At 74.1% G+C, this 22,693-nt stretch carries 15 protein-coding genes; 4 read left to right on the top strand and 11 right to left on the bottom strand.

Annotated features, from left to right (window positions below; translation table 11 throughout):
* The first annotated feature begins 58 nt into the window (after positions 1-58).
* Complete coding sequence (locus ACZ466_RS16870; protein ID WP_378289334.1) at positions 59-1,495, top strand: serine/threonine protein kinase; 1,437 nt, start codon at positions 59-61, stop codon at positions 1,493-1,495.
* On the opposite strand, the gene ACZ466_RS16865 is transcribed toward ACZ466_RS16870, so the two are convergent.
* From ACZ466_RS16865 to ACZ466_RS16840, 6 genes are all read right to left on the bottom strand, one after another.
* On the bottom strand, positions 1,408-3,675 hold the full coding sequence (locus ACZ466_RS16865) for a transglutaminase TgpA family protein (RefSeq protein WP_378289336.1): 2,268 nt from the start codon (positions 3,673-3,675) through the stop codon (positions 1,408-1,410). The two genes, ACZ466_RS16870 and ACZ466_RS16865, sit on opposite strands and share 88 nt — an antisense overlap.
* Positions 3,672-4,787 (bottom strand): DUF58 domain-containing protein, encoded by a 1,116-nt coding sequence (locus tag ACZ466_RS16860; protein WP_378289338.1) that lies wholly within the window; start codon positions 4,785-4,787, stop codon positions 3,672-3,674. The genes ACZ466_RS16865 and ACZ466_RS16860 overlap by 4 nt, the downstream gene beginning before the upstream one ends.
* Before the next feature lie 2 nt (positions 4,788-4,789).
* Positions 4,790-5,794 carry an AAA family ATPase gene (locus ACZ466_RS16855; protein ID WP_378289340.1) on the bottom strand — a complete coding sequence of 335 codons (1,005 nt, stop codon included), beginning with the start codon at positions 5,792-5,794 and terminating at the stop codon, positions 4,790-4,792.
* Positions 5,795-5,827: 33 nt separating this feature from the next.
* Complete coding sequence (locus tag ACZ466_RS16850) at positions 5,828-7,618, bottom strand: YncE family protein (protein ID WP_378289342.1); 1,791 nt, start codon at positions 7,616-7,618, stop codon at positions 5,828-5,830.
* Positions 7,619-7,921: 303 nt separating this feature from the next.
* Positions 7,922-8,221 (bottom strand): WXG100 family type VII secretion target, encoded by a 300-nt coding sequence (locus ACZ466_RS16845; RefSeq protein ID WP_378289344.1) that lies wholly within the window; start codon positions 8,219-8,221, stop codon positions 7,922-7,924.
* Positions 8,222-8,232: 11 nt separating this feature from the next.
* On the bottom strand, positions 8,233-8,574 hold the full coding sequence (locus tag ACZ466_RS16840; protein WP_378289346.1) for a hypothetical protein: 342 nt from the start codon (positions 8,572-8,574) through the stop codon (positions 8,233-8,235).
* A 356-nt stretch (positions 8,575-8,930) separates the two neighbouring features.
* Between ACZ466_RS16840 and ACZ466_RS16835 the strand changes: the two genes are divergently transcribed.
* Positions 8,931-9,272, top strand: a complete 342-nt coding sequence (locus ACZ466_RS16835) for a hypothetical protein (RefSeq protein WP_378289348.1) — start codon at positions 8,931-8,933, stop codon at positions 9,270-9,272.
* Positions 9,272-11,785 carry a TPR repeat domain-containing protein gene (locus tag ACZ466_RS16830; protein ID WP_378289350.1) on the top strand — a complete coding sequence of 838 codons (2,514 nt, stop codon included), beginning with the start codon at positions 9,272-9,274 and terminating at the stop codon, positions 11,783-11,785. The genes ACZ466_RS16835 and ACZ466_RS16830 overlap by 1 nt, the downstream gene beginning before the upstream one ends.
* A 57-nt stretch (positions 11,786-11,842) precedes the next feature.
* On the opposite strand, the gene ACZ466_RS16825 is transcribed toward ACZ466_RS16830, so the two are convergent.
* Positions 11,843-13,234 (bottom strand): EsaB/YukD family protein, encoded by a 1,392-nt coding sequence (locus tag ACZ466_RS16825; RefSeq protein WP_464043861.1) that lies wholly within the window; start codon positions 13,232-13,234, stop codon positions 11,843-11,845.
* Between the two features lie 222 nt (positions 13,235-13,456).
* On the opposite strand from ACZ466_RS16825, the gene eccCa reads away from it, so the two are divergent.
* Positions 13,457-17,398, top strand: coding sequence for a type VII secretion protein EccCa (eccCa, locus tag ACZ466_RS16820; protein WP_378289462.1), 3,942 nt, complete (start codon positions 13,457-13,459; stop codon positions 17,396-17,398).
* Positions 17,399-17,413: 15 nt separating this feature from the next.
* Here the strand turns inward: eccCa and ACZ466_RS16815 are convergent, their stop codons facing one another.
* The 4 genes from ACZ466_RS16815 to ACZ466_RS16800 all read right to left on the bottom strand — a co-directional run bounded on the left by ACZ466_RS16815 (position 17,414) and on the right by ACZ466_RS16800 (position 22,449).
* A complete protein-coding gene (locus ACZ466_RS16815) occupies positions 17,414-19,078 on the bottom strand; it encodes a serine/threonine-protein kinase (protein ID WP_378289354.1) in 1,665 nt (554 codons plus the stop codon).
* Positions 19,079-19,151: 73 nt separating this feature from the next.
* A complete protein-coding gene (locus ACZ466_RS16810) occupies positions 19,152-20,408 on the bottom strand; it encodes an ABC transporter substrate-binding protein (RefSeq protein WP_378289356.1) in 1,257 nt (418 codons plus the stop codon).
* A 2-nt stretch (positions 20,409-20,410) separates the two neighbouring features.
* Positions 20,411-21,394, bottom strand: a complete 984-nt coding sequence (locus ACZ466_RS16805; RefSeq protein WP_378289358.1) for a hypothetical protein — start codon at positions 21,392-21,394, stop codon at positions 20,411-20,413.
* Positions 21,395-21,540: 146 nt separating this feature from the next.
* A complete protein-coding gene (locus ACZ466_RS16800) occupies positions 21,541-22,449 on the bottom strand; it encodes an alpha/beta fold hydrolase (protein ID WP_378289360.1) in 909 nt (302 codons plus the stop codon).
* Positions 22,450-22,693 lie beyond the last annotated feature (244 nt).

Genomic DNA, 22,693 nt, shown 5'->3' with positions numbered 1-22,693 from the left:
GCCGCGCCTGCACACTGGACGGTGGCCTGCCGAGCGGTACCAAGGGGAGGGCGCCGCCATGTCCGGCGACGGGGACGCACCGAGCCTTTTGCCCGGGTACCGCGAGCTGTCGGTGATCCGCCGCAGCGCGGGCGCGGTCACCTACCGGGCCGTCCACGAGGAGTCCGGGGACGCGGTCACGGTGCGGGTGCAGCGCGACGGCGGGCAGATCCCGCAGGACGACCTCGACGCGCTCGGCCGCGCGTCCCGCGACGAGCGCGCCCTCACGGTGCTCGGCACCGGCATGACCACGACCGGGCGCCGGTACGTGACGCTGCCGCACCATGACGGGACCACCTACTCGGGCGGGGGACCCATGCCCGTCCGGCAGGCGGTCGAGGTGGCCGCCGCGGCCGGAAGGGCGTTGCAGGCCCTTCACGACGAAGGGCTCGTCCACGGCGATGTGCATCCGGGCAACATCCTCCGGGGCGTCGACGGCCCGCTGCTGACGGGCGCGGCGACTCTGCGCGGGCTCGCCGCCCATTCCGCCCTCGGAGTGCTGGACCCGGTCGACCTGGACCGCGTCGACGCCGCGCACGCCGCCCCGGAAGCGCTGCGGCGGCAGCGGCTTACGGCGGCGGCCGACGTGTACGGCCTCGGCGCGGCCCTGTGGACGCTGCTGGCCGGGCGTCCGCCCTACACGGGCGACGACCTGTGGACGATCCGGAAGAGCGCCCTGAACCAGCCGGTGCCGCCGCTGCCTCGCGACGACGTGCCCGGCTGGCTGGTGAGCGCGCTGGGCACCGCGACGGCGCCCGAACCCGGCGACCGCTTCCCGTCGGCGGCGGCGTTCGTCCGGACGCTGGCCGACGGCCTGGGCGAACTCCCGGCGCCCGCCGAACCGCCGCGCCCGGTGCCACCGCCTCCGGGGCCGTCCCGTGACTGGGACCGGCTTCCCGGCTGGTCGTGGGGCGAGGACGGCATCGGCGGCGACGACGGCCACCGCGCGGCCGAGCCCGCGCCGGAAGCGACCGAACGCAGGCGAGGGCCGCTAGGAGGGCCGTCACGTCCGCGCCGCCGCGTCGGCCCGGTGGTCGCGGCGGTGGTCGCGCTCGCGGTCGTGGGGGCCGGGATCGGCGTGACCGGCCTGCTTTCCGGCGGGCGGACGGCCGAGGAGCCGCCCCGGGCGGCGCCGTCGGTGCCGACCTCCACGCCGACCGCGGTCCGTCCGGCCAAGGAGTACCTGCCCGGACGGGTGCGGATCGTCGACGGCCGGGTGTCGATCGAGGTGTCCTGGGAGGACCGCAGCGGGGGCAGGGCGGCCCACTACGTGGTGGGCGGCCCTGAGGGCCGTCCGGCGTCCACGCTGGCGAGCGCCCCGGCCGGGACGGAGAAGGTCGTGGTCACCGCGCTGAATCCGAGCGTGGACTACTGCCTGACCGTGGTCGCGGTCGTGGACGTCGACCGCGTGGCCCACGCCGAGCCCGTCTGCACCCGCCGGGTCAAGCGGGGCTGAGCCGGCCACCGCAGCGGGCGCGGGTCCCACCACCACGACGCCCGCCGCCACCACGGCAGCGATCTGCGCAGCGCGCCGATCAGAGAACGCGCCGACGCGACCGCGAACGAGGCGTCGGCCGCCGTGACCGGGCCGCCGAAGCCCGCCGCGTTCACGATCCCGGCCATCCGCCTGAGCCGTGGCGCGTCCGTGCCCGGAAGGGAGCGCTCAAGGTGGCCCGCCACCTCGGAGGCGGTCGCGGCGGCTGAGGCCGGGACACCGGCGAGACGCATCGCGACCAGCACTTCCGTCCAGGCGGTCAGGGCCTGCCGAGCGTGGCCTTTCACCCGGCGCATCCGCCGGAGCCGCCGCCACCGCAGCAACGGTACGACGACGAGGTACAGCGCAAGAACGGCTGCGGCGGCGCCTCCCACGACCGGCCACACGGACGATCCCGGACGGGTGCCGGTCGCCGCAGCACGAGGCGGTGTCAGGGTCTGCACGCCGCCGCGCGGGCCCGTCCCGCCGGAAGCGCCCTCATCGCCCCCTGGACGGGCGGCCGCCGCCGAGCGCACGCGCGGGTTGTGGTCGTACGACACCCACCCGAGACCCTCGTAGTAGATCTCTCCCCAGGCCACGGCGTCCCCGGTGCGGACCACGCGCCCGCCGTCGCCCCCGGTGCCCGGCCCGAACCCGACCATGATCCGGCTCGGCAGCCCGGCGGCCCTCGCCAGGACCGCGAACGCGCTGGCGAACTGCTCGGACGTCCCGCCGCCGCCCTTGCGTCCCGGCTCCACGAGGAACTCGTTCAGGTCGGCGTAGCCGTGCCCGCCGCGTGCCGCGGACCCGAAGGTGTAGCTCTCGCGGAGGTATTCGGCCAGGCGGGAGGCGCGCTGGTGCGGGGTGCCGTCCCCGGCGGCCTTGCGGGCGATGTCGGCCAGCCGCGCGGGCGCGCCCTGCGGCAGCCGCACGTACCGCTCGAAACCGGGACCGAGCGCGGGCGTCGCCCGAGAGGCTTCACCGCCAGACCAGTCGGGGACGGAACCCGCCGCGCGGTACGTCCTGCCCGTCATGGGGCCGGCCGAGGACAGGGCCGTGCCGGAGACCTCGTCGTAGCCGAAGTCGAGCCCGTCGATGCGGGTGGGCGTCCCAGGGACGGGCACCCAGTCACCGGGCAGGTCTCCGACAGAGACCTCCACCGACGTGCGCGTCGCACGCGGCGGCCGCACCTTGGCGGACGGCACCGAAGGCCCCGACGGCCGGTACGAACTGTCCGGCAGCCAGGTCGGCCCGGTGAACTCCGCGAGCGCCACCCACCGAAGGCTGGTGCGCGGCCCCCGCACCGTCATGAGGGGACGGTCCGGATCGGCCGCCCACGCCGACAGGTACGCCAGCGGATTGCGCACCTCGCGCGGCTCCTCCGGGGAGTCCACGACGGTGCGCGGGTCGGCCGCCCGTACCGGCCAAGCGTTCAGGACGCCGGGCGCCGCCACGACCACGGCGAGCACGGGAGCGACCACCGCGCAGGCCAGCGCAGCCCCCGCTGCACCACGGCGCGTCCGGAACCCGCCGGGGGCGGGCTTGGGGCCGTCCGCGAGCACCCGGACCGTGATCCCCGCCGCCGTGGCGGAGGAACGCTCCGGCGGCGACAAGACGAGCAGCACCACCCCGGCGAGGGCGAGCAGCGCCGCCGACCAGTAGCCGGGGCCGTCCGCGTCCGGGTTGAGCGCCGCCGCTCCCGCCAGCAGCAGCGTTCCCGGCAGCAGCGCGGGCAGACCGCGTCCGTCTCGGCGCAGCGCCGTGCCGGTCGCGCCCGCCAGCCACACCGCCAGCAGCGGGAACGCGACCAGGTCCACGGTCATCGGTGCCTGGGAGGCGGTGGTGAGGATCCGGGCGCCCGAATGCAGGACGGCGTCCAGCGCGCCGGGCACCGGCTCCCGCACCGGCCCCGGCCGGAAGGCGGCCAGCGCGACCAGCCCGGCGAACGCCACGGGCAGCCCGGCCGGAAGCGCGACGGCGGGACCGAACCTCGGCAGCGCCCGATACGTCCCGGCGGTCACCGCGACCGCGGTCACGGCGGCGGCGAGCAGCACCGCCCCCACCGGTCGCGGGCTGTCGTAACCGGCCGCCAGCAGCGGGACCGCGGCGCCGGAGGCCGCCACGATCGCGAGCGCCTCCACCAGGGCGCGGACGCGGCTCATCGCGCCCACCACCGCGTCCGGTTCCAGCGTTCGGTGAACGCCGCCGCGTCGGGCGCTTCCAGGAGTCTCACGCCACGCGGGGGCTCCACGCCGCTCGCCGTTCCGAGCACGCCCACCAGCGAGAGCGCCGTGCGCCCGGTCAGGGCCGCGAGCGCGGTAGGTACGTCCTCCTCCGCCGCGCCCGGGAGCAGCACGACCACCCGGCCCGACCCGGTGCGCAGCCGCCCGCACGCCGCCGCGAAGTCGGCGCCGGGCAGGGCCCCGGCCTCCGCCAGCAGGTCCAGGTGCGCGGTCCGGCTCGCCGTCGCGGGCGACAGGGCGCCGGAGGCCAGCCGCAGCTCGACCGGGACGGCGGGGTGGTGCTCCACGATCGAGGCCGCGACCTCGGCCAGCTCGTCCAGCTCGGCGGGGCCGTGACGGTCGTCCACCAGCACGGTCACGCCCGCCTGGACGGCGTCGGCCTGCTCGCGCACCACCAGCCGCCCCCGGCGCGCCGAGGTCCGCCAGTGCACCTGGCGGACGTCGTCGCCCGGCGCGTGATCGCGCAACCCCGCGAAGGCCCCCTCGCTCGCCCGGGTCGCCGCCGTCGAGGTGTCCCGCCCGCCCGTGCCGCCCGCGGGCACGGCGGCGAGCGGATGGTGACGCGGATGGACCAGCACCCGGACCGGCACGTCGTCGGCGGGGCAGGACGTCCGCGCCAGCCCCAGCGGATCGGTCCGGACGAGGCGCAGCGGGCCCGCCTTCACGACCCCGCGCCGCCCGGCCGCCACCTCGTACCGCATCCGGGCGCGGGCCGTCCCCAGCGAGATCACCGCCTCGCCGTCGGGCCCCGCCACCCGCTCGACCACCTCGGACGGCCGCGGGCGGTCCAGCGCCAAGGTGATCGTCACGGGTTCGCCCGCCCGGGCGCGCACGGCCGGGCACCGCCGCCGCACGTCCACCGGACGGGACCGGCCGGCCAGCAGCAGCCCCGCCGCGACGGCGGGAAGGGCCAGCGCCCCCAGGACGGCCGGCGCCAGATACCCGAACCCGAGACCGCCGCCGCACAGGCCGGCGCCGGCGGCGAGCAGCCCCCAGCCGCGGGCGGTGGGGCGGGGCGACCCGGCGGCCACCGCTAGCGCGGGTTCTCGTGCGGGCCCGGAGCCGGGACCTCGCCCAGTACGCCGTCCAGCAGCTCGGCGGCCTCGTCGGCGGTGGCCAGGCCCGACAGCGGCACCAGCCGGTGCCCCCACACAGGAGTCACCAGCGCCTTGACGTCGTCGGGCGTGACGAACGGGCGGCCGTCGGCCAGGGCGTGCATCCGCGCGACGCGGCACAGCGCGATGGTCGCCCGCATCGAGACCCCGGCGCGCAGCCTCGGATGGCGGCGGGTGCGCTGGGCGAGCCGCAGCACGTACTCGTAGACCGGCTCGGCGAACGTGACCCGGCCTGCGATCAGCCCCAGCCGCGACGCCTGCTCGCCGTCCAGCACCGGACTCAGGTCGCCGGGGGCGGTCAGGGACGAACCGCGCATCAGCGACAGCTCGGCCTCCTCGCCCGGGTAGCCGAGCGACAGCCGCATCAGGAACCGGTCGAGCTGCGCCTCGGGGAGCGGGAAGGTGCCCTCCATCTCGACCGGGTTCTGCGTCGCCACCACCAGGAAGGGACGGGGCACCGGATGCGCCGTGCCGTCCACGGTGACCTGCTCCTCCTGCATCACCTCCAGCAGCGCCGACTGCGTCTTGGGCGAGGTCCGGTTGACCTCGTCCACGATGACGACGTTGGCGAAGACCGGGCCGGGGTGGAACTCGAACTCCCGGCTGCGCTCGTTGAAGATCGTCACCCCGGTGATGTCGGACGGCAGCAGGTCGGGCGTGCACTGGACGCGCCGGGACGTGCCGCCGGTGACCGCCGCCAGAGCCCGTGCCAGGGTCGTCTTGCCCATGCCCGGCAGGTCCTCCAGCAGGACGTGCCCGCCGGTCGCGAACGCCGTCAGGACCAGCCGCACCGTCGCGGGCGCGCAGCGGGCCGCCGACTCGATGGCCGCCGCCATCCGGTCGAAGGCGTCGGCCGCCAGCACCGCCTCCTCCTCGGTCACGGTGCCTGCCGGGGTGGGGGACACGGCCGTGGGGGCGCTCACCCTTCTCCTCTCGATCGTGCGCGTCGGAGCGGATCAGCCACAGTTGGCCCAGCCCGCGGAGGCGCTGCCGCCGTTCGCGCCGCCCGAGTACCGGACGCAGTCGCCGGGCGCGTTCACGTACACCGGCCCGGCGTAGTACTTGAAGGAACCGCTGTCGGAGACGACCTTCGCGCCCCGCTGGCTCTCCAGCCGAACCCACGCCGGGGTCGCCGTGCCGATGCTGGAGGTCTTCATGGCGACCGCGCAGTTGTTCTTGGTGGCGGCGCTGTAGAGCTGGTAGACGTGCCCGCCCGCGAACGACGAGGACCGCTGCACCTTGTAGCCGCTGCCGCAGACCTGCTGCGGCGTGTACGGGTTGGTCGCCGGAGGCGGCGGAGGCGGAGGGGGAGGCGGCGGTGCCGGATTCGGGTTCGTCGGCGTCGACGAGCGAGGCCGCTCCGTGGACGGCTTCCCCTCCGGCGACGGCGAAGCGGACCGCTCCCGCGGCGCGGCCTTCGGGCTCGGCTCCCCGGACGGCTTGGGCGACGGCCGCTCCTCGGGCTCTGCCGACGGTCTGGAGGACGGCTCGTCCTCCGGGACGCGCGGGCGCAGATCGACGACGGGCCTCCGCGTGTCCACCGGCTCGGGGAAGTTCGGCACCGCGGGCGGCGCCGCCACCTGCGGCGGTGGCGCCCCGGGCCGCGTGACACCGGGACCGTCGCCGCCCGGCCCGGTGCCGAGCCCGTCCTTGCCGACCGGACGGGCCTGGCCGTCCGAGCCCACGACCTGCGCGTCCCTGCCGCCCGGCGCGTTGACGAACAGGCTGCCCTCACGCACCTGGAGCTCGATGTCGCCGCGCCCGGACGGCATCGTCAGCACGCCCGTCTGCGGCCCGGACGGGTCGTGCACCCGCACCTGGCCGGTCTCCCGCACGGGCACGTACACCTTGCCCGAGAACGGCACCGCGGGCTCCTGCACGGGGTCGCTCAACCGGAACGAGCGGATCGGACCGCCCTTGCGCACGTCCGCGACGGTGACCACGGCCCCGGCGGCGGGCACGGTCACCGCGGCCAGCGCGCCATGGGTGCGCTCCGGCATGATCGCGCCCGCCAGGGCCACCGGCGCGGTCAGCCGGCGGGTCGCCTCGCCGCTCGCCACCACCAGGTCCCGGCCGCCGCGGTCGGCCACCAGGGCGCCCTGGTCCAGGACGGTGACCGCCAGGTCCCGGCCCGGTTCGGCGACCTCGACGGTGCGGACCGCCTTCGGACCCCGCTCGGTGATCTTCAACCCGGTGACGGTGCCCTGCTGCGGCAGCGCCACCCACAGCACGCCGGAGCCGTCGAACGCGCCGCCGACCAGAGGCCCCGGCAGCCGCAGCACCGCCCCGGTCGGCCGCAGCGTGGCCGGGTCGACGGCGCGGACCTCCCCGCCGGTCCGTTCGATCACGGCGGCGGCGCCGTTCCCCATCGCCAGGTGCGGGTCGCCGCGCAGGCCGACGTCGGCCTGCCCGGACAGCCCCAGGGCGCTGAGGTCCAGCGACGACACCCGGCCGGTGTCCAGGTCGTGGATCAGCAGGTGCCGGTCGTTCTGCGTGACCCGCACCCGGTGACCGCCCGATCCGGGGACCTGGAGGGTGCGCTCGACCTGCCCGGTCTGCGCGCTGACCTTGCTCACCGTCCCGCCGGGCCGGCTCCACAGCCAGGCGCTGCCGTCCGAGGCCGCGGTGGCGTGCCCGATCCGGCCGCCGCCGAGCAGGCTGGCCAGCAGCGCCAGGGTGATCACCGTGGCGGTGGCCCAGCCGCCGATCCGCGCCCGGACCGGCACCCCGGTCCCTTGCTGCCGCACTGACACGTTCTCTCTCTCGCTACCCGGACGGCCGGGACAAGGCGGCGACCCCGTCGCGCAGTTGCTGCTCCCGGTTCAGCTCCTGCTGCCGCTGGAACGCGGCGGCCAGGGTGAGCGCGCCGATGACGACGGACACGACGACCACCCCGGCCACCACGGCGGGCCAGATCCGCTGGCGGCGGCGCCAGCTGCGGCCCGACCCGTACAGCAGCGCGCCGTTCAGCTGGCGGCGGCGCAGCGCGTCGGCCTGCAGGACGTACCGCTCGGCCGACGGCGTCGCCTGGAAGGCGGACGGCGGATCGCTCAGAACATCCCGTCCAGCCGCCGGGCCAGCGCGCCGTACTGGGTCCCGGCGCTCTCGGTGGTGGTGACCAGCCTCTGGAACGCGGCGTTCACCTGGTTGAAGTGCTGCTCGTACTCGTTGAACAGCCGGGTCGCGCTCTCGTTGCCCGCGCCCTCCCACTGGCTCAGCGTCGTGCGGGCCTGCCCGTCGATCGCGGTCAGCAGCGCGCGCAGCCGGCCCAGGTGGTGGGCCTGGTCTCCGGCCAGCCCGGTCAGCTTGCCGGAGTTGCCGTAGACCTCGAAGCCTCCGTTGTTGCCCATGCGATGTCCTCTCAGGCCGTGATGGGACGCTCGAGCGAGGTGAACTGGCCCTTGGCCGCGCTGAAGTCGTCGACCGTCTGCGTGACGGTCTGGCCGACGTCGTTGTTGGCGGTGACGAGCTTGACGCCGTTCTGGTCGCACCAGCGGATCAGCTCCCCGCAGCGGGTCATCAGCTCGCCGATCGCCCCGTTCAGCGAGGACAGCCCCGCTCCCTGGATCGCCTCCCCGGCCCGCTCCATGTCCGCGCCCAGCGTTTGCACCTGGGCGAGCAGGTTCCGCGCCTCGGCGCTGAGCTGGTCGCCGCCCTGCCCCAGGGCCCCGCCCTGGGTGAGCCCGATGAATTCGGCCCCCATGCCGCCTCCCGATCGCATTCGATCGCCCCGGTATCCAGACCAGGACACGCCGAGCAAAGCCAATTCGATCAAGATGAGCGCCGGGCGACGCACGGGTGAACACCTTCCCCCCGGTTCGTGTGGAGCGCGCCCGCGAAGTGAAGGTGCCGACGGTACCCCAGCGCGGATCCGTAGGGGATGGGAGCCGATCCCCGCCCTTCGGTAATTCCGAAGGGCCCGTACCCGAACGGTTCGATGGTCGATTAAGGGCAGGTGTCCACGGGGTGAACTTCGCTCGGAGAAATGTTCACCGGGCGCTCACGGTACGGCCCCGGAGATCGCTTACGCTCCCCGCAAAAACGTGTGAAGGGGGCGTCATGGCGGAGGTCGGGGCCAATCCGGGCCAGGCGGTGACCCAGGGGAATGTGGCGGAGGAACTGGCCGGCACCTTCGAACAACTGGTCATGGAGTTCCAGATGGTGGTGTCGGAAACGAACATCCGGGCGGTCGAGGCGCCCATCCAGCGCGGTTACCTGGCCTACTGCGAGGCCAACGTGTCGGCCATGGCCCGCGTGCAGACGCACGGAGTCACGCTCAGCGGCAACATCGTGGCCGCCGGAACCCACGTCGGGCAGACCGACCAGACCATCACCGGCGACATGAGCGCCACTCAGGCGCTGCTCCGGAACCTCAACTACGAGATCCCCCGGGGGCAGTGATGAGGGAATTCCAGCCAACGGACACCGCGGCGGACCCCGCCCTGATCGAGGCGGCGGCGAACCTGTTCTGGGCGACCGCCGGCCGCATCATCGGACGCTCCGGTGACCTCAGGGCGACGCTGGACAGCTCGGCGCTCAACTTCACCTCCCTGGTGGCGAGCGAGATCACCAGTCAGACCGGATACAACGTCGAGGACTGGAAGACGGCGGTCGAGGCCGTCTACTTCGGTGCCGGGGTCACGCTGGCATGGGCCAAGGCCGTCCGGGACTTCAAGGCGCGCCGGCAGCAGCTCATCGACGAGTGGAACACCGCCAAGGGCAATAATTTCGGTGTCGTGGGGTCGGAGCTGACGCTCTACGAGCAGACCCTTCCCAAGGATTCGCAGCAGGCGGTGAAAGGGGCGGGCGGCCCCACCTTCAACAGAGAAGACCTCGAGGTGGCCGCGGAGGAGAAGCTCGGATATCTGAACCAGCAGATCGACAGCGCCTGGTCGACCCTGCAGCAGACGGCCGCGGACCTCGGCAACCGGCTCACCGCCGGACCGACCCCGGAGAACGTGAGGTACCTGGTCGAGGCCGGGGCGTTGTCCTGGGCACCGTTCAACATCCGTGGTGCCGAGGCCCCGCTGCCGCTGAACCCGGAACTCGCCGCGGCGGACGCCGAGAAGTTCAAGGCCTACACGACCGGCAAGCTTCCGCCCGACACCGAGTACGCCGCCATGATCGCGGCGCTGAACGCCGCCGTGCAGGCGGGAACCTTCCGCACGGCGCAGGGCGGGCAACTGGACCCGAGGACCATCCAGTACCTGCAGAGCTTCTACGGCGCGCTCGGCCCCGACCTGTTCAAGACGCTCCCCGGCTTCCTCAACGGCAAGGGCGACAAGAGCCTTGGCGACGACCCGCTCCTCCAGCGTGACACGATCAACGCGCTCGGCGGCGGCCTGCTGCTGCTGTCCGACGAGAAGGTCGGCGGCGGCTATGACAAGCTGCCGCCGGTCATCCACGAACTGTTCAAGGGCGTCCCGGTCGGAGAAGGCGACGGGAGGACGATCCAGTACGCCTGGAGCCAGAACTACAAAGCCCTCAGCCAGCTGCTCGGTGGCGATCACCAGTATGCCGGCGGCAAGGAGTTCTCCACCCAGCTCGTCTCCGCCACCTCTTACTACCTCGATCACAGTCTCAACAACCCGCACCCGGACATGCGGCAGGGGTGGGACGACAAGCCCGCGATCACGATGCTGAACGTCGCCACCCGCAACATCGAGGCGAACCACGCGCTTCTCACCGGCGACCACGATCCGGGCGAGCTGGGTCTGCCGACCCCGGACCTGCTGAAGTCGCTGTACTCCCACGACTGGAGCGACGGCGGCAAGGCCGTCACCGGCCTCACCGACTGGATCTACGAGGAGAGCACGAACGACCGGGACGACACCGACGACGTGCGGCGGCAGCTCGCCGGTGAGGCCGCGGCCGCCCTGATCGAGACCGTCACCGACGCGGACAACGGCCTGTACCCCGCCCTCGCCGACATCGGCTCGGACATGCACTCGGTGGGCATGGTCAACCCCGAAGTGGCCAAGGAATTCGCCAAGATCGCCATCCACCACCTCGACAGTTTCGCCGCCGATGTCGTGCCCAACCCCCAGGGAGCCGACGCCGCTTTCATCTCCGCCGACAAGGGAAAGATGACGGATCCCACGGTGACCGCCTACGCCGGGGGCAACCTGAAGGTCGGCGAGGGCGACGCCGCCCGCTTCTTCGAACTGATCGCCGGCGACGAGAAGGCGGCGTGGCACCTGGGCACCGGGGTGGAGGCGTACGAGTACGCCAATCTGCAGCGCTATGTCACCGAGCAGATCACCACGGGCCAGAACAAAGCGTCCACATACGGCGGTGCCAACGGCAAGCTGCGCGCTCTGTATGACGCGGGCATGCTGAACGAGGCCATGGACCGCACCGGCAACGAGCAGCAAGCCCGCACCGATGCCGAGTTCCGCTCCACCAACGCCAAGACCCTCTGGTCCGGCCTCGCCAAGGAGACGGTCGGCAACTTGTTCAAATGGTCGGGCTACGCCAAGTCGATCATCGGTTCGAGCACTGAGATCTACCGGGCCGACGTGCGTGCCGGCGTGACCTCGCCGACGGTCGAGGTGCAGCTGCCGAACGGCAGCGACAAGTACACCCAGACCGCGCTGGAAGCGGAGGCCACGCTGTCGATGCTCGAGTCCGCCGTCCGCAACGGCAAGGTGCCGCTGGAGGTGGTGCCAGTGGACCTCCGGACCGATAAACCGGCCGACCCCATCAAGAGGCTCAACCAGGTCACCATCGGACAGCGCGAAATGCAGGATTTGATTCGGCCGCTGCTCGACTCGGCGGTACCGCCCAACCGCGACCCCATCGGGGAGATGTCCAAGACCTACGCGCAGTACTACAACACGTTCGCCGCCAACAGCCTCGACAAGTACAACAGGGACATCCGCAACGGCGTCGAGATGACCTCCTACCACGGGTGAACCATGTGTGGCCGGACCAGGGATTCACGGACGGTTCCTCCTGGTCCGGCCTTCTCGTCAGAAGGGGAGGGGGCCGAGGCGGTCGAAGAGGCCGAAGGTGTGGGCGGCGGTGACGACCATCGCGACGATCACGGCCAGTTCGGTCCAGTCGAGGAGGCGGCGGAGGCGGGCGCGGGGGACGGTCGCGAGCGGCACGGCGCTCAGGCCCACCGCCACGAGCGCCGCCGTCACGGCGAGGGCGGGCGTCCAGCCGGAGAGGGCGGTCCCGGAGGCCGCGGCGACGGCCGCGGCTCCCAGGCCGGCGATGCCCGCGACGCGGGGGCCGAGGGCCTGCGGGACGCGGTCGAACAGCCGGGAGCGGAGCAGCAGCGCCAGCGCGGCCACGGCGGCGAGGAGCCGGTCGCGGCCGTCGCCCGCGGCCAGCAGCACGAGCAGCACGCAGGCGGCGCCGGACAGTCCCAGCAGCGCCCCGATCAGCACGTCCTCGGTGGTGCGGAGCCGGTCGTCGAGGTGGTCGGCGGGGACCCGGCCGTGGTCGCGGGCCTGCTGGTCGGCGTCGGCCAGGCCGCCGAGCGTCAGCGCGGCGCGGGGCAGCGCCCCGGCGGCGAGGACGAGCAGCACCGCGCCCGTGCGGACGCCGAGCCCGGGTTCGCCGAGCAGTTCACCCGCCGTCACCGCGCCCGCCGCCGCGACCGCCACCGCGGACCCGCTCAGGAACGGCAGCGCGGACGGGGCGCGCGACCAGACGAGCCCGGCCGTGCCGAGCGCCCCGGTGGCGGCCAGGACCGCGAGGACGGCGGGGACCGGGGCGGTTCCGGCAACGGCGGTGGCGCCGAGCGCCGCGGCCAGGGCTCCCCATGCGCAGGCCGCGCCCGTCATCAGCCGGGCGAGGAAGGTGCGCTCTCCGCACGCCCACGCGCCCACCACGGCCAGCAGGGCGGCGATCGCCGCGCAGCCCGCCCGTCCGGCCGCCGTTCCCGCCGGGACGTCCCAGGAGGTGGCCCAGCCCGCGGCCACGGCGACGGCGGGCGGTCCGAGCGCGGCCAGCGCCAGCGCGAACCCGTAGGTGGTGGACGGCCCCCAGATCCAGGTGGCGTCCACATGGTCCTCGACGGCGCCGCGCACGTCCTCGACCTCGGCGGGCCGGACCCGTACCGCGCGCGGGTGCAGCATCAGCACCTCGCCGTCGGCGATCCCGGCGGCGGCCAGCGGCTCCGCGCCGGGCAGGTCCCGGCCGTCGAGCCGGGCCAGCCGCCAGGCGGCGGGGTCCGGGTCGGGGCGGTCCGGCGCGCAGAGCGCCATCAGCTGCGGGAGCAGCACCGACACCGGCACCCCGGCCGGCAGCACCAGGTCGGCGCGGCGGCCCGGCCCGGCGACCGTGACCCGGCAGTACCCGCCTTGCGTCGCGGTCTCCTCGGCCGCCGCCCGGCGCACCAGTGCCCGCTTCACCCCTGCGAACCTCCGCTCGTCATGTGCGGGCCACCCTCCGTTCGCCGTCCGGCCGCCGCCCCGTTGGATGATCTCCCCCGCGGCCGGAGCGATCGTCAGCATCGTGGTCCTCGCTGACGCGGAGCCGACCGGCGGGTGTACGGGAGGAGAACTCAGGTGGCCACGACCCCGGTGCGGCGGCCGCCCAGGCGGCCGGTGCCCGATCCGGGCGGCGAGCGGCTGATGCTGGCCGCGCCGCCGCAGCTGCCGGAGAACGCTCCGCTCGGCGGGATGAGCGCGATGCTGATGATGCCGATCGTCTCCGGCGCGGGCGGGCTGCTGATGACCCTGACGATGGGCCGCAGGCCGCTGTTCGCCGCCGCCGGCCTGCTGTTCATGGTGGCCAGCGTGGGCGTCGGCCTGGTGATGTTCCTGTCGCAGTACAACGGGCCGCGCCGCCGCGTCCGCGAGCAGCGCGAACGCTATCTGGACTACCTCGACGGGCTGCGCGGCACGCTCCGGAAGGTGGTGGCCGCGCAGCGGGCGGCCGGGGCGATGCGGCACCCGCCGCCCGGGGCGCTGCCCGACCTGGCCCGGCTGCCCGGCCGCCGGTGGGAGCGGCGCCCGTCCGACCCCGACTTCCTGCGGCTGCGCGCCGGGACGGGCACCGCGCCGCTGGCCCGTCCGCTGACCGACCGGATCGACCGCGACGACCCGCTGACCGTCTACGACCCGGTGTGCCTGGACGCCGCCGACCGCCTGGTGCGGCACTACGGGCAGGTCGCGGGCGAGCCGCTGGAGCTGGCGCTGGCCGAGGCCGGGATGGTCTCGGTCGTCGCCGGCCGGAGCGCCGGGCGGGACCTGGCGCGGGCCCTGGCCGCGCAGCTGGTGGCGACCACCTCGCCCGCCGACGCGGGCCTGGCCGTCGTCCGCGCGGAGCGGCTGGCGGTGGAGTGGGACTGGCTGAAGTGGGTGCCGCACAACGCCGCCGAGGGCCGGCTGGACGGCCCGCTGCCGGCCCGGCTGGTCGCCGCCGGCACGCTGGGCATGGCCGAGCTGCTGGAACAGGAGATCGAGGAGCGCACCGTCGCCTGGCAGCGGCGGCGCGGGCGCCCGCCGGGGCCGGGCACCCGGCGGCTGGTGGTCGTGGTGGACGGCGAGTACCAGGCGACCCTGGCCGGGCTGGAGCCGGTGCCGCCGGTGCCGTCCCTGGCCATGCTCGGCATCCACGTGATCGTGCTGATCACCGACCGGCGGGAGGAGCCGGAGGCGGTGGACGTCCGGGTGAGCGTGGACGGGGACGGCGCCCTCACCCTGGAGCGGCTGACGCCGGTCCCGGGCGCCGACCGGCCCGGCGAGGCGTCCGAGGAGCCGCTGCCGGAGCCGGTCACGGGCGTCGCCGACCGGGCGGGCGTGGCGTTGCTGACCGAGCTGGCGCGTGAGCTGGCGCCGCTGCGGGCGTCCGCCGACGACACCGGCGACGCGCTGCACGCCACGATCGGGCTGGCCGACATCCTGGGCGTGCCCGACCCGGCGGCGCTCGACCCGTCCCGCACCTGGGGGCCCCGGCCGGCGGGCGACTTCCTGCGGGTGCCGATCGGGGTGGGCCCGGACGGCCGTCCGGTGCTGCTGGACCTGAAGGAGTCGGCGTTCGGCGGGATGGGCCCGCACGGGCTGGTGGTGGGCGCCACCGGCTCGGGCAAGTCGGAGATGCTGCGGACGCTGGTCAGCGCGCTGGCGATCGCGCATCCGCCGGACCGGCTGGCGCTGCTGCTGGTCGACTTCAAGGGCGGCGCCACCTTCGCCGACCTGGCCGCGCTGCCGCACTCGGCCGGCATGATCACCAACCTGGCGGACGACGACGCCCTGGTGGAGCGGTTCCACGAGGCGCTGTACGGGGAGCTGACCCGCCGCCAGCAGTTGCTCAAGGACCTGGGCGCGCTGCCCAACGTGCACGCCCACGCCGAGCTGCGCGACGGCGGCCGGACCGACCTGGAGCCGCTGCCGCACCTGCTGGTGATCATCGACGAGTTCTCCGAGCTGCTGGCCGCCCATCCCGACTTCGCCGACCTGTTCGTGGCGGTGGGCCGGATCGGCCGGTCGATCGGCGTGCACCTGCTGCTGGCCACGCAGCGCCTGGAGTCGGGCCGGATCCGCGGCCTGGAGTCGCACCTGTCGTACCGGATCGGGCTGCGCACCTTCTCCGAGGCCGAGAGCCGCGAGGCGATCGGCGTCCCGGACGCCTACCACCTGCCGCCCGAGCCCGGGTCGGGGATCCTCAAGGTCGACACGTCGGTGTTCGAGCGGTTCAAGGCGGCGATGGTGTCCGGGCCGTACACGCCGCCGCGTCCCGACGAGGGCCCCGACCTGCCGGTGCTGCCGCTGCTGCCCGGCAACGGCCTCGGCGCGCTGCTGCGCGCCGGCCCGGTCCCGGCCGGGGAGGAGGCGCCCGCCGATCCCGCCGGGCGCAGCGTCCTGCGGGTGATCGTGGACCGCATCGCGGACGCCGCCGCGCCGCCCGTCCGGCCGGTGTGGCTGCCCCCGCTGCCGGAGGCGCTGCCGCTCGGCGCCGTCCTCGACGGGACGGGCGGCGAGCCCGGCCCCGAGGAGATCACCGCGGTGCTGGGCCTGACCGATCTGCCGCGCGAGCAGCGGCAGGAGCCGACCGTCTGGGACTTCGCGGGCGGCGACGGCAACGTGATCGTGCTCGGCGGCCCGCAGACCGGCAAGTCGGTGCTGCTGCGCACGCTGGTGGCGAGCCTGGCGCTGCGCTACCCGCCGGGCCGGGTCGCGATCTACTGCCTGGACTACGGCGGCGGGTCGATGACCCCGCTGGAGCGGCTGCCGCACGTCGCCTCGGTCGCCACCCGGTCCGATCCCGAACGGGTGGAGCGCGTCCTGTCCGACCTGACCGTCCTCCTGGACGAGCGGGAGCGGCTGATGCGCAGGCACCGGCTCGACTCCCCGGCGGCGCTGCGCCGCGCCCGCGCGGACGGCCGGATCCCCGCGTCGGTGTACGGGGACGTGTTCCTGCTCATCGACGGCCTGGCGGCGGCCCGGGAAGCGTTCGACGACCTGGACGAGAAGCTGGCGGGCCTGGTCACCCGCGGCCCGGCGCTGGGCCTGCACACGGTGGTCACGGCCGGCGCCGGTTCGCAGGTGCGGGCGCGGACGCAGGCGGCGTTCGGCGGGCGCATCGAACTGCGGCTGCCGGACCCGTTCGATTCGACGCTGGGGCGCAAGGCGGCCGAGCGCCTGCCGCACGACGTCCCGGGCCGTCTGCTGCTGGCGGGGGAGCGGTTCGCGCAGGCTGCCCTGCCCCGCGTGGACGGCGGCACCGGCCTGGACGATCTGCCGGCGGCCGAGGCGGAACTGATCGAGCGGGTGCTGGCGCGCTGGTCGATGCCCGCCGTGCCGGCGGTGCGGACGCTGCCGGAGAAGGTGGAACTGGCCCGGCTGCCCGGCGGGGACCGCCCGGACGAGGTGACCTCGCCGCTGCTGGGCATCGGCGACCGCGATCTCGGCCCGGTCCGGCTCGACCTGCTGACCGATCCGCACCTGGTGGTGTTCGGCGACTCGCGTACCGGGAAGTCGGCGCTGCTGCGCACCCTGCTGCGTCAGATCGCCGCCGTCCCCTACGAGCGGGTGGGCTTCGTGCTGGTCGATCCGAGGCGCAGCCACCTCGGCCTCGTCGACACCCCGCACCAGCTCGCGTACTGCACCGAGCGCAACCACGCCGGGCAGGTGCTCACCGAGGTCGCCGCACAGATCCGCCAACGCCTGCCGGGACCGGACGTCACCCCGAAGCAGCTCCGCGAGCGGTCCTGGTGGCGCGGGCTGGAGATGTTCGTCGTCGTCGACGACCTCGACATGCTCACCGCGGCGGGCGCGACGAACCCGCTGTCGCCGCTGATGGAGTTCGTCCCGCAGGGCGCCGACCTCGGCCTGCACCTGATCGTCGCACGGCGCACGGGCGGGGCGGCGCGGGCACTGTACGAGCCGGTGCTGCAGGCGCTCACCGAGATGTCCTCGCCCGCGCTGCTGTTCTCCGGCGACCGCATGGAGGGGAGGCTGGCCAACGGCGTCGCCTCCCGCCGCCTGCCGGAGGGCCGGGCGCTGCTGGCCAGACGCGGCGTCCCGCCCGAGCAGGTCCAGGTCGCCTGGACCGACCCCGCCACCGGCTGAAACCCGGCAGCGTGCTCACCCCGTGGGCCAGCTTCCGGGGACCGTTCGGGCGTGCTCCACCATCTGAGTCCAACGTTGCCCTGCCGAGCCGAGGCTGAGTGAGCGCGTCTCGGTGTCCGTCGAGGGTCGGCAGAGGAACGCCTGCGCCGGGCTGTTGGGCCGCGCCCCGGCGGGGAAGGGCGACGCGACCACGCATCGCAGGTCGAGCCGTCCCGCGATCCACAGGACGAGAGGGCCGGGCGGAAAGCATTCCATCACCATGCCTCCCGAGGCGGTGTCCACCTGGGTGAGCGAGGTGACGGGCCGGCCGCCCGGATCCATCAGGGTGATGAACCTGGTGTTCGTTCCCGTGGCGGCGTCCACGTCCTCGGTCACCATGCACGGCCATACCTGCCACGGATTGCCTCTCATGACGGCCCGCATCCGCGTGGAGCCTTTGCCGGGGCCGAGAGCGATCGCCAGTCCGCCGGTGATTCCGCCGAAGCACGCCCAGAAGGACACCGGGGCAGGCCAGGGAATGACGTCGCGCGCGGCAACGCCCATGCTGTGGAGGATCGCATGGAGCACCGCCAGAGCGATCGCCGCGAGAAGGATCGTTGTTCCGAGCCGGGTCCGGAACCGCCGTCGTTCGCGTGCGATACGGACTTCCTGGGACAGCTGCTCGAAGAGCTCGGGGGAGACGGTTCTCGCGGGCCGGCCGGAGACCCGGTATCCGAACCGGCGCGCGGCCTGGTCACGCTCGTCGAGCCGCAACGCGTCGAGTTCGACGGGATGTCCGGTCAGCGTGCCGGAGTCTTCCGGCAGGGCGCTGCTCCCCGGAGCATCGGGCTGTGCGGTCGGTTGCTCTTGGACGAGTGAGGTGAGCCGGGCCCGCAGGCGTTCGGCGGTAGGACGCCGGGACGGCTCACGGCGCAGCAGCGTCCGGAGCACCGGTTCGAGGGGACCGGCGTGCACGGGCGTGGCGGGGTCCTGGGTGGCGACGGCGACGAAGATCGCCCCAGGGCTGGCGCCCTCGAACGGCGGGTGCCCCTCCACCGCCGTGTAGAGCATGGCCCCGAGCGACCACAGGTCGGAGGCGGCCGTGGCCTTCTGGCCGCGGACCTGCTCGGGCGACATGTAGGCGGGAGTGCCCAGGACCGCGCCCGTTCCGGTCAGCGTCACATCGCCCTCGACGGCCGCGATGCCGAAGTCGGTCAGGACGGCGCGGTCACCCTCGAGCAGGACGTTGGCAGGCTTGACGTCGCGGTGCGTGATGCCCGCCCGATGGGCCGCGTGCAGGGCGTCCAGCACCTGCAGCCCGATCCGCGCGACCCTCATCGGTGGCAGCGGCCCCTCGGCCTTCACCAGGTCCTGCAGCGAACTCCCGCGCACCAGCTCCATGACGATCCAGGGGCGCCCGTCCTCGCCGGTGACGCGGTCGTACACGGTGACGATCCCCGGATGCCGCAGCCGCGCGGCGGCACGCGCCTCCCGCTCCAGCCGGGCGACCCAGATCCGGCGCGCGGCGTCGTCCAGATGCTCGGGCAGGCGCAGTTCCTTGACCGCCACCTCACGGTCCAGCTGCTCGTCACGGGCCAGCCAGACCGCCCCCATGCCGCCCCGGCCCAGCAGATCGGTCAGCCGGTACCGGCCCGCCAGCACCTGCCCGTCCGCGTCCCCCGCCTGGTTCAGCGGTCCCAAGGGCGCCACCCCACACGAAGACTTTCGTACCCGGCCAAGCTGAGATCCTCCCAAACACCGGCCACCCAGGCACTCAGGACGGGAAGCGAGTGGTTCGGCGGACCTGGTCCAGGGCGGTCAGGATGGTGTCGAGGCGAGGGTCCCTCGGGTCGGCGGCGAACTCCAGGACGGCGTGGTCGAACGCCGCGGCCATGACGGTCGGCATGGAGTCGGACGCGTCGAAGCGCACGGTCTGCGCGCTCGTGAGGGTCTGGGCGATGCGCTGGGAGAGCCGGTCGGGGTAGCGCTCGGGCGGGACGGCCCGGTTGAGCGAGAACGCGCCGCTGCCCGCCCGTTTGATCCAGATCTCCTGGGCGTGGGCGGTGGTGAGGTAGGCGATGAGCCGGCGGGCCGCGGGGGTGTCGCGGAACATGCCGAGGACGTCGCCGCCGATCTCGACCGCGCGGCGGCCGGGGAAGGGGATGAAGTCGTAGTCGCGTCCAGGCTGCGGGCGGCTCGCGGCCTGGTTGTAGAAGGCGGTGGCGAAAGAGCCCGCGTGATCGAGGAGGCACCCCGGCGGATCGGTGAACATCGGTGCCCCGGCCTGGCCGTAGCCGGTGAGCAGGATGCCGTTGGTGCCGCCGCGGGCACCTGCGACGACCGAGCCGAACGCCCGCCAGGCGTTCCGTACCGGCGCGGAGTTCCACGGCAGGCGTCCGGAGACCCAGGCGTCGTAGACCTCCGGGCCGGATTCGTGCAGCAGGACGTCCTCGATCCAGTCGGTGCCCGGCCAGCCCGAGTTGGACGTGTCGGCGAGCCCGAGGCACCAGGGGCGGGCACCGGTCGACTCGGCCGCGGCTTCGGCGAGGTCGGCCCAGCTTCGAGGCGGTGCGGTGAGCCGGTCTCGGAGCCCGGACGGGATCGTTCGCGGGTTGTACCAGATGAGGCTTTTCACCGTCGCCTTGACGACGATTCCGTACGGGCGGCGACCGCCGTCCGGCCCGGCGGCGGTGGTCAGCCCGTCGTCGGCCCCGTGCGGCAGTCCGCTGAGGGGACGCAGATCGCCTCCGGCCGCGTAGCCGCGGAGGTCGCCGATCCTGGACAGGACGGCCGTGTCCGGTGGGCGGCCGTCGTGCAGCTCGCTGGCCAGCACCGCGCGGGCGTCCCGGGTGCCGGTGTAGTCGACGTGGATGCCGGTGCGCTTCTGGAAGTCGGCCAGCACCGCCCGGAACGAGACCTCCTCCTGACCGGTCCAGGAGCCGAGCACGGAGACGGTCGTGTCCGAGCCGGAGCCGCCGCAGCCGCCGAGGACGACACCGCAGAGCAGCAGGAGGGCCGTCAGAAGTCGCATGATCATCCCCGGTACTCGCGGAGCCGGAGCGCGAAGCCCGCCGCGGCCAGGCCCGCCACCGCAAGGCTCAGCAGCGGCAGTCCCCAGGTCAGCCCGCCGGTGTCCGCGGCGTCGGTGAGCCGGGTCGTGAGCGGCCGGCGCGCACGGTCGGCCGCGGCGACGTTCAGCCCGCCGGTCAGGTCGGCGCTCCGGCCCGTCCTCAGCGCGCCGGCACCGGCGTCGGCCATGGCGATCTGGGTCTGCCAGACGCGGTCGAGTGCGGGCAGCTCCGTGTCGTGGGCGTGGGTGAAGGCCCGCTGGGTCTGCACGAGCGTGACCGTCGTCCAGACGACCAGCACGGACAGCACGACGCAGGCGGCCAGGAGCGGCAGGTTGAGAACGCGCCGGAACCGCCGCGCCATCGCGACCTGCGCATAGACCAGCGCCGCCATGAGAACGACCCCGACCGCGACGGGGGCGATGACGACACCTGAGCCGATCCAGGCGGAATCGCGCTGATCTTCGACGGCCTGCCGGTCCCGCCGCGCGATCTCGTCGATCCTGGCCAGCAGTCCACCGTCACCGTGCAGCAGGTCGGAGGCGTAGGTCAGATAGGCGAAGCCGAGCTTCTCCATGCCTTGCCGGTAGGTGGCATCGGCCTGTTCCACGAGCCCCTGATAGGTGACGACCTGAGCGTTCACCGCGTGCAGCAGGTCGCGTCCGGTGGCGCCACCGCGGTCGGTCCCGGCGACGCGCGCGAGGCTCTGCCCGGCCGTCGTGAGGTCGTCCCGGAACCGCTGACCGGGGCCGATGAGTTTGGCCGCCCCGGAACGAAAGCTCTGCCACGCGGCGCGGTCGGCGTCCGACAAGGCGGCACGGGCGGCGCGGGCGCTGACATACGCGGGAACGTCCTGCTCCCGTGCCGTCGTCACCGCGGCCTGGCCGCCCACCGAAACGGCCGTCGCGACCAGCCAGAACAGCGATGCCAGCGCCAGGACCAGGGCCATCGCCGACCAGAGCCAACGCGGCGTACTCCATTTCCGCGGAACCGCCCGAGCAGCGCGTGACACCCACGTCACACTAGACGAGAAATCCGCTGCCGATCAGGGGCCGGTGCGGGCCGGTTCCGGCCCCGAACCACTGAAGCGGGCGGTCATCCGCCGTTCGCCTGCCGCACGGCCTGGGAGGCGACGCGCTGGACGGCCTGGACGGCGACGTCGGGCTGGTCGACGTAGATGTAGTGCCCGCTCTTGGCGGCCGTGCTCAGCTTGGCGCGGCCGGACAGCGCGAGCCACTTGCGCTGGCCCGCGGACCACGCCTGCTCCAGCCGCGGCCCGTACTCGGGGATGGCCGCGAGGTACGGCTTCCCGTGCTGGATCACCTCCACCGGGATGTTCCCGGCGGAACGCACCTTCCCGTCGGTGATGGCGAGCTTCTCCGGGTTCTGCCCCTGGAAGATCGCGAGGTTCTGCGCGCGCACCTGGGCCCCCGGACCCGTGGCGGACGCGGGGATCGTCTTCGTGATGTCCTCGACCATGGTCGGTGACGTGGTGTCCAGCAGGACCAGCCCCTTGACCCTGTCCTGGTGGTCGGGGGCGTACCTGGCGGCGACCAGCCCGCCCAGCGAGTGCCCGGCCAGGACGACCGGGCCCTTGCCGGCGATCCGGTCGAGTACCCCGGTCAGGATCTTCCCGGTACCGGTGAAGTTCTGCGGGCCGTCCGGCTGGTCGCTCGCTCCCGCGCCGAGCCGGTCGTAGGAGCAGACCCGGTTGCCCTCGCTCAGCGTCTTCTGGACGGCGGCCAGCTTGTCCAGCCCGTCGCCCCCTCCGTGCATCAGGACGATGACCGGCTTGCCGTCGGCCTGGGCGCCCGAGCAGGACACGTTCACCGACTTCCCGCCGATGTCGATCTTCTTGGTGCCGGTGAACCGGTCGACCTCGGCCTTCCCGGAGGCGAACGGGTCCCAGTCCTCCACCGCGTCGCCGTCGCAGCCGACGAGCCCGGCGCCGACCACGGTGCAGCACAGCGCGGCCACAGCGGATGCCTTGATCTTGCGAAGCATGATGTCCTCCAGTGAGGGGAATCGGCGTTGCGCGGCGGTGTTGCGGGAGCGCCGCGGCCATGCCGAAACGCTATGGAACCGGAGGCTCATGAAGCGTCACCGTGCCGTGGACATTCGCTGGTAGCTCGCACGGGGGACAAGGGCGCCGCCCTCGGCCCCGGCCGGTCGCCGTGACCGAGTCCGCGGGATCCTGTTGCGCACGCTGTCCGGCTGGCGGGTTTCCGGTCGGCGCAGCGGCCGTGCC

The sequence above is a fragment of the Actinomadura rugatobispora genome (assembly GCF_055379765.1).
The sequence above is the reverse complement of the archived record's forward strand: the minus strand, read 5'-3'. Positions and strand labels throughout refer to the sequence as shown.

What these genes read in the sequence shown, in the direction of transcription:
- ACZ466_RS16870 (WP_378289334.1), top strand. Translation starts at nt 59, where the DNA reads ATGTCCGGCGACGGGGACGCACCGAGCCTTTTGCCCGGGTACCGCGAG.
- ACZ466_RS16865 (WP_378289336.1), bottom strand. Translation starts at nt 3,675, where the DNA reads ATGAGCCGCGTCCGCGCCCTGGTGGAGGCGCTCGCGATCGTGGCGGCC.
- ACZ466_RS16845 (WP_378289344.1), bottom strand. Translation starts at nt 8,221, where the DNA reads ATGGGCAACAACGGAGGCTTCGAGGTCTACGGCAACTCCGGCAAGCTG.
- ACZ466_RS16840 (WP_378289346.1), bottom strand. Translation starts at nt 8,574, where the DNA reads ATGGGGGCCGAATTCATCGGGCTCACCCAGGGCGGGGCCCTGGGGCAG.
- ACZ466_RS16835 (WP_378289348.1), top strand. Translation starts at nt 8,931, where the DNA reads ATGGCGGAGGTCGGGGCCAATCCGGGCCAGGCGGTGACCCAGGGGAAT.
- ACZ466_RS16830 (WP_378289350.1), top strand. Translation starts at nt 9,272, where the DNA reads ATGAGGGAATTCCAGCCAACGGACACCGCGGCGGACCCCGCCCTGATC.
- eccCa (WP_378289462.1), top strand. Translation starts at nt 13,457, where the DNA reads ATGCTGGCCGCGCCGCCGCAGCTGCCGGAGAACGCTCCGCTCGGCGGG.
- ACZ466_RS16810 (WP_378289356.1), bottom strand. Translation starts at nt 20,408, where the DNA reads ATGCGACTTCTGACGGCCCTCCTGCTGCTCTGCGGTGTCGTCCTCGGC.
- ACZ466_RS16805 (WP_378289358.1), bottom strand. Translation starts at nt 21,394, where the DNA reads ATGGCCCTGGTCCTGGCGCTGGCATCGCTGTTCTGGCTGGTCGCGACG.
- ACZ466_RS16800 (WP_378289360.1), bottom strand. Translation starts at nt 22,449, where the DNA reads ATGCTTCGCAAGATCAAGGCATCCGCTGTGGCCGCGCTGTGCTGCACC.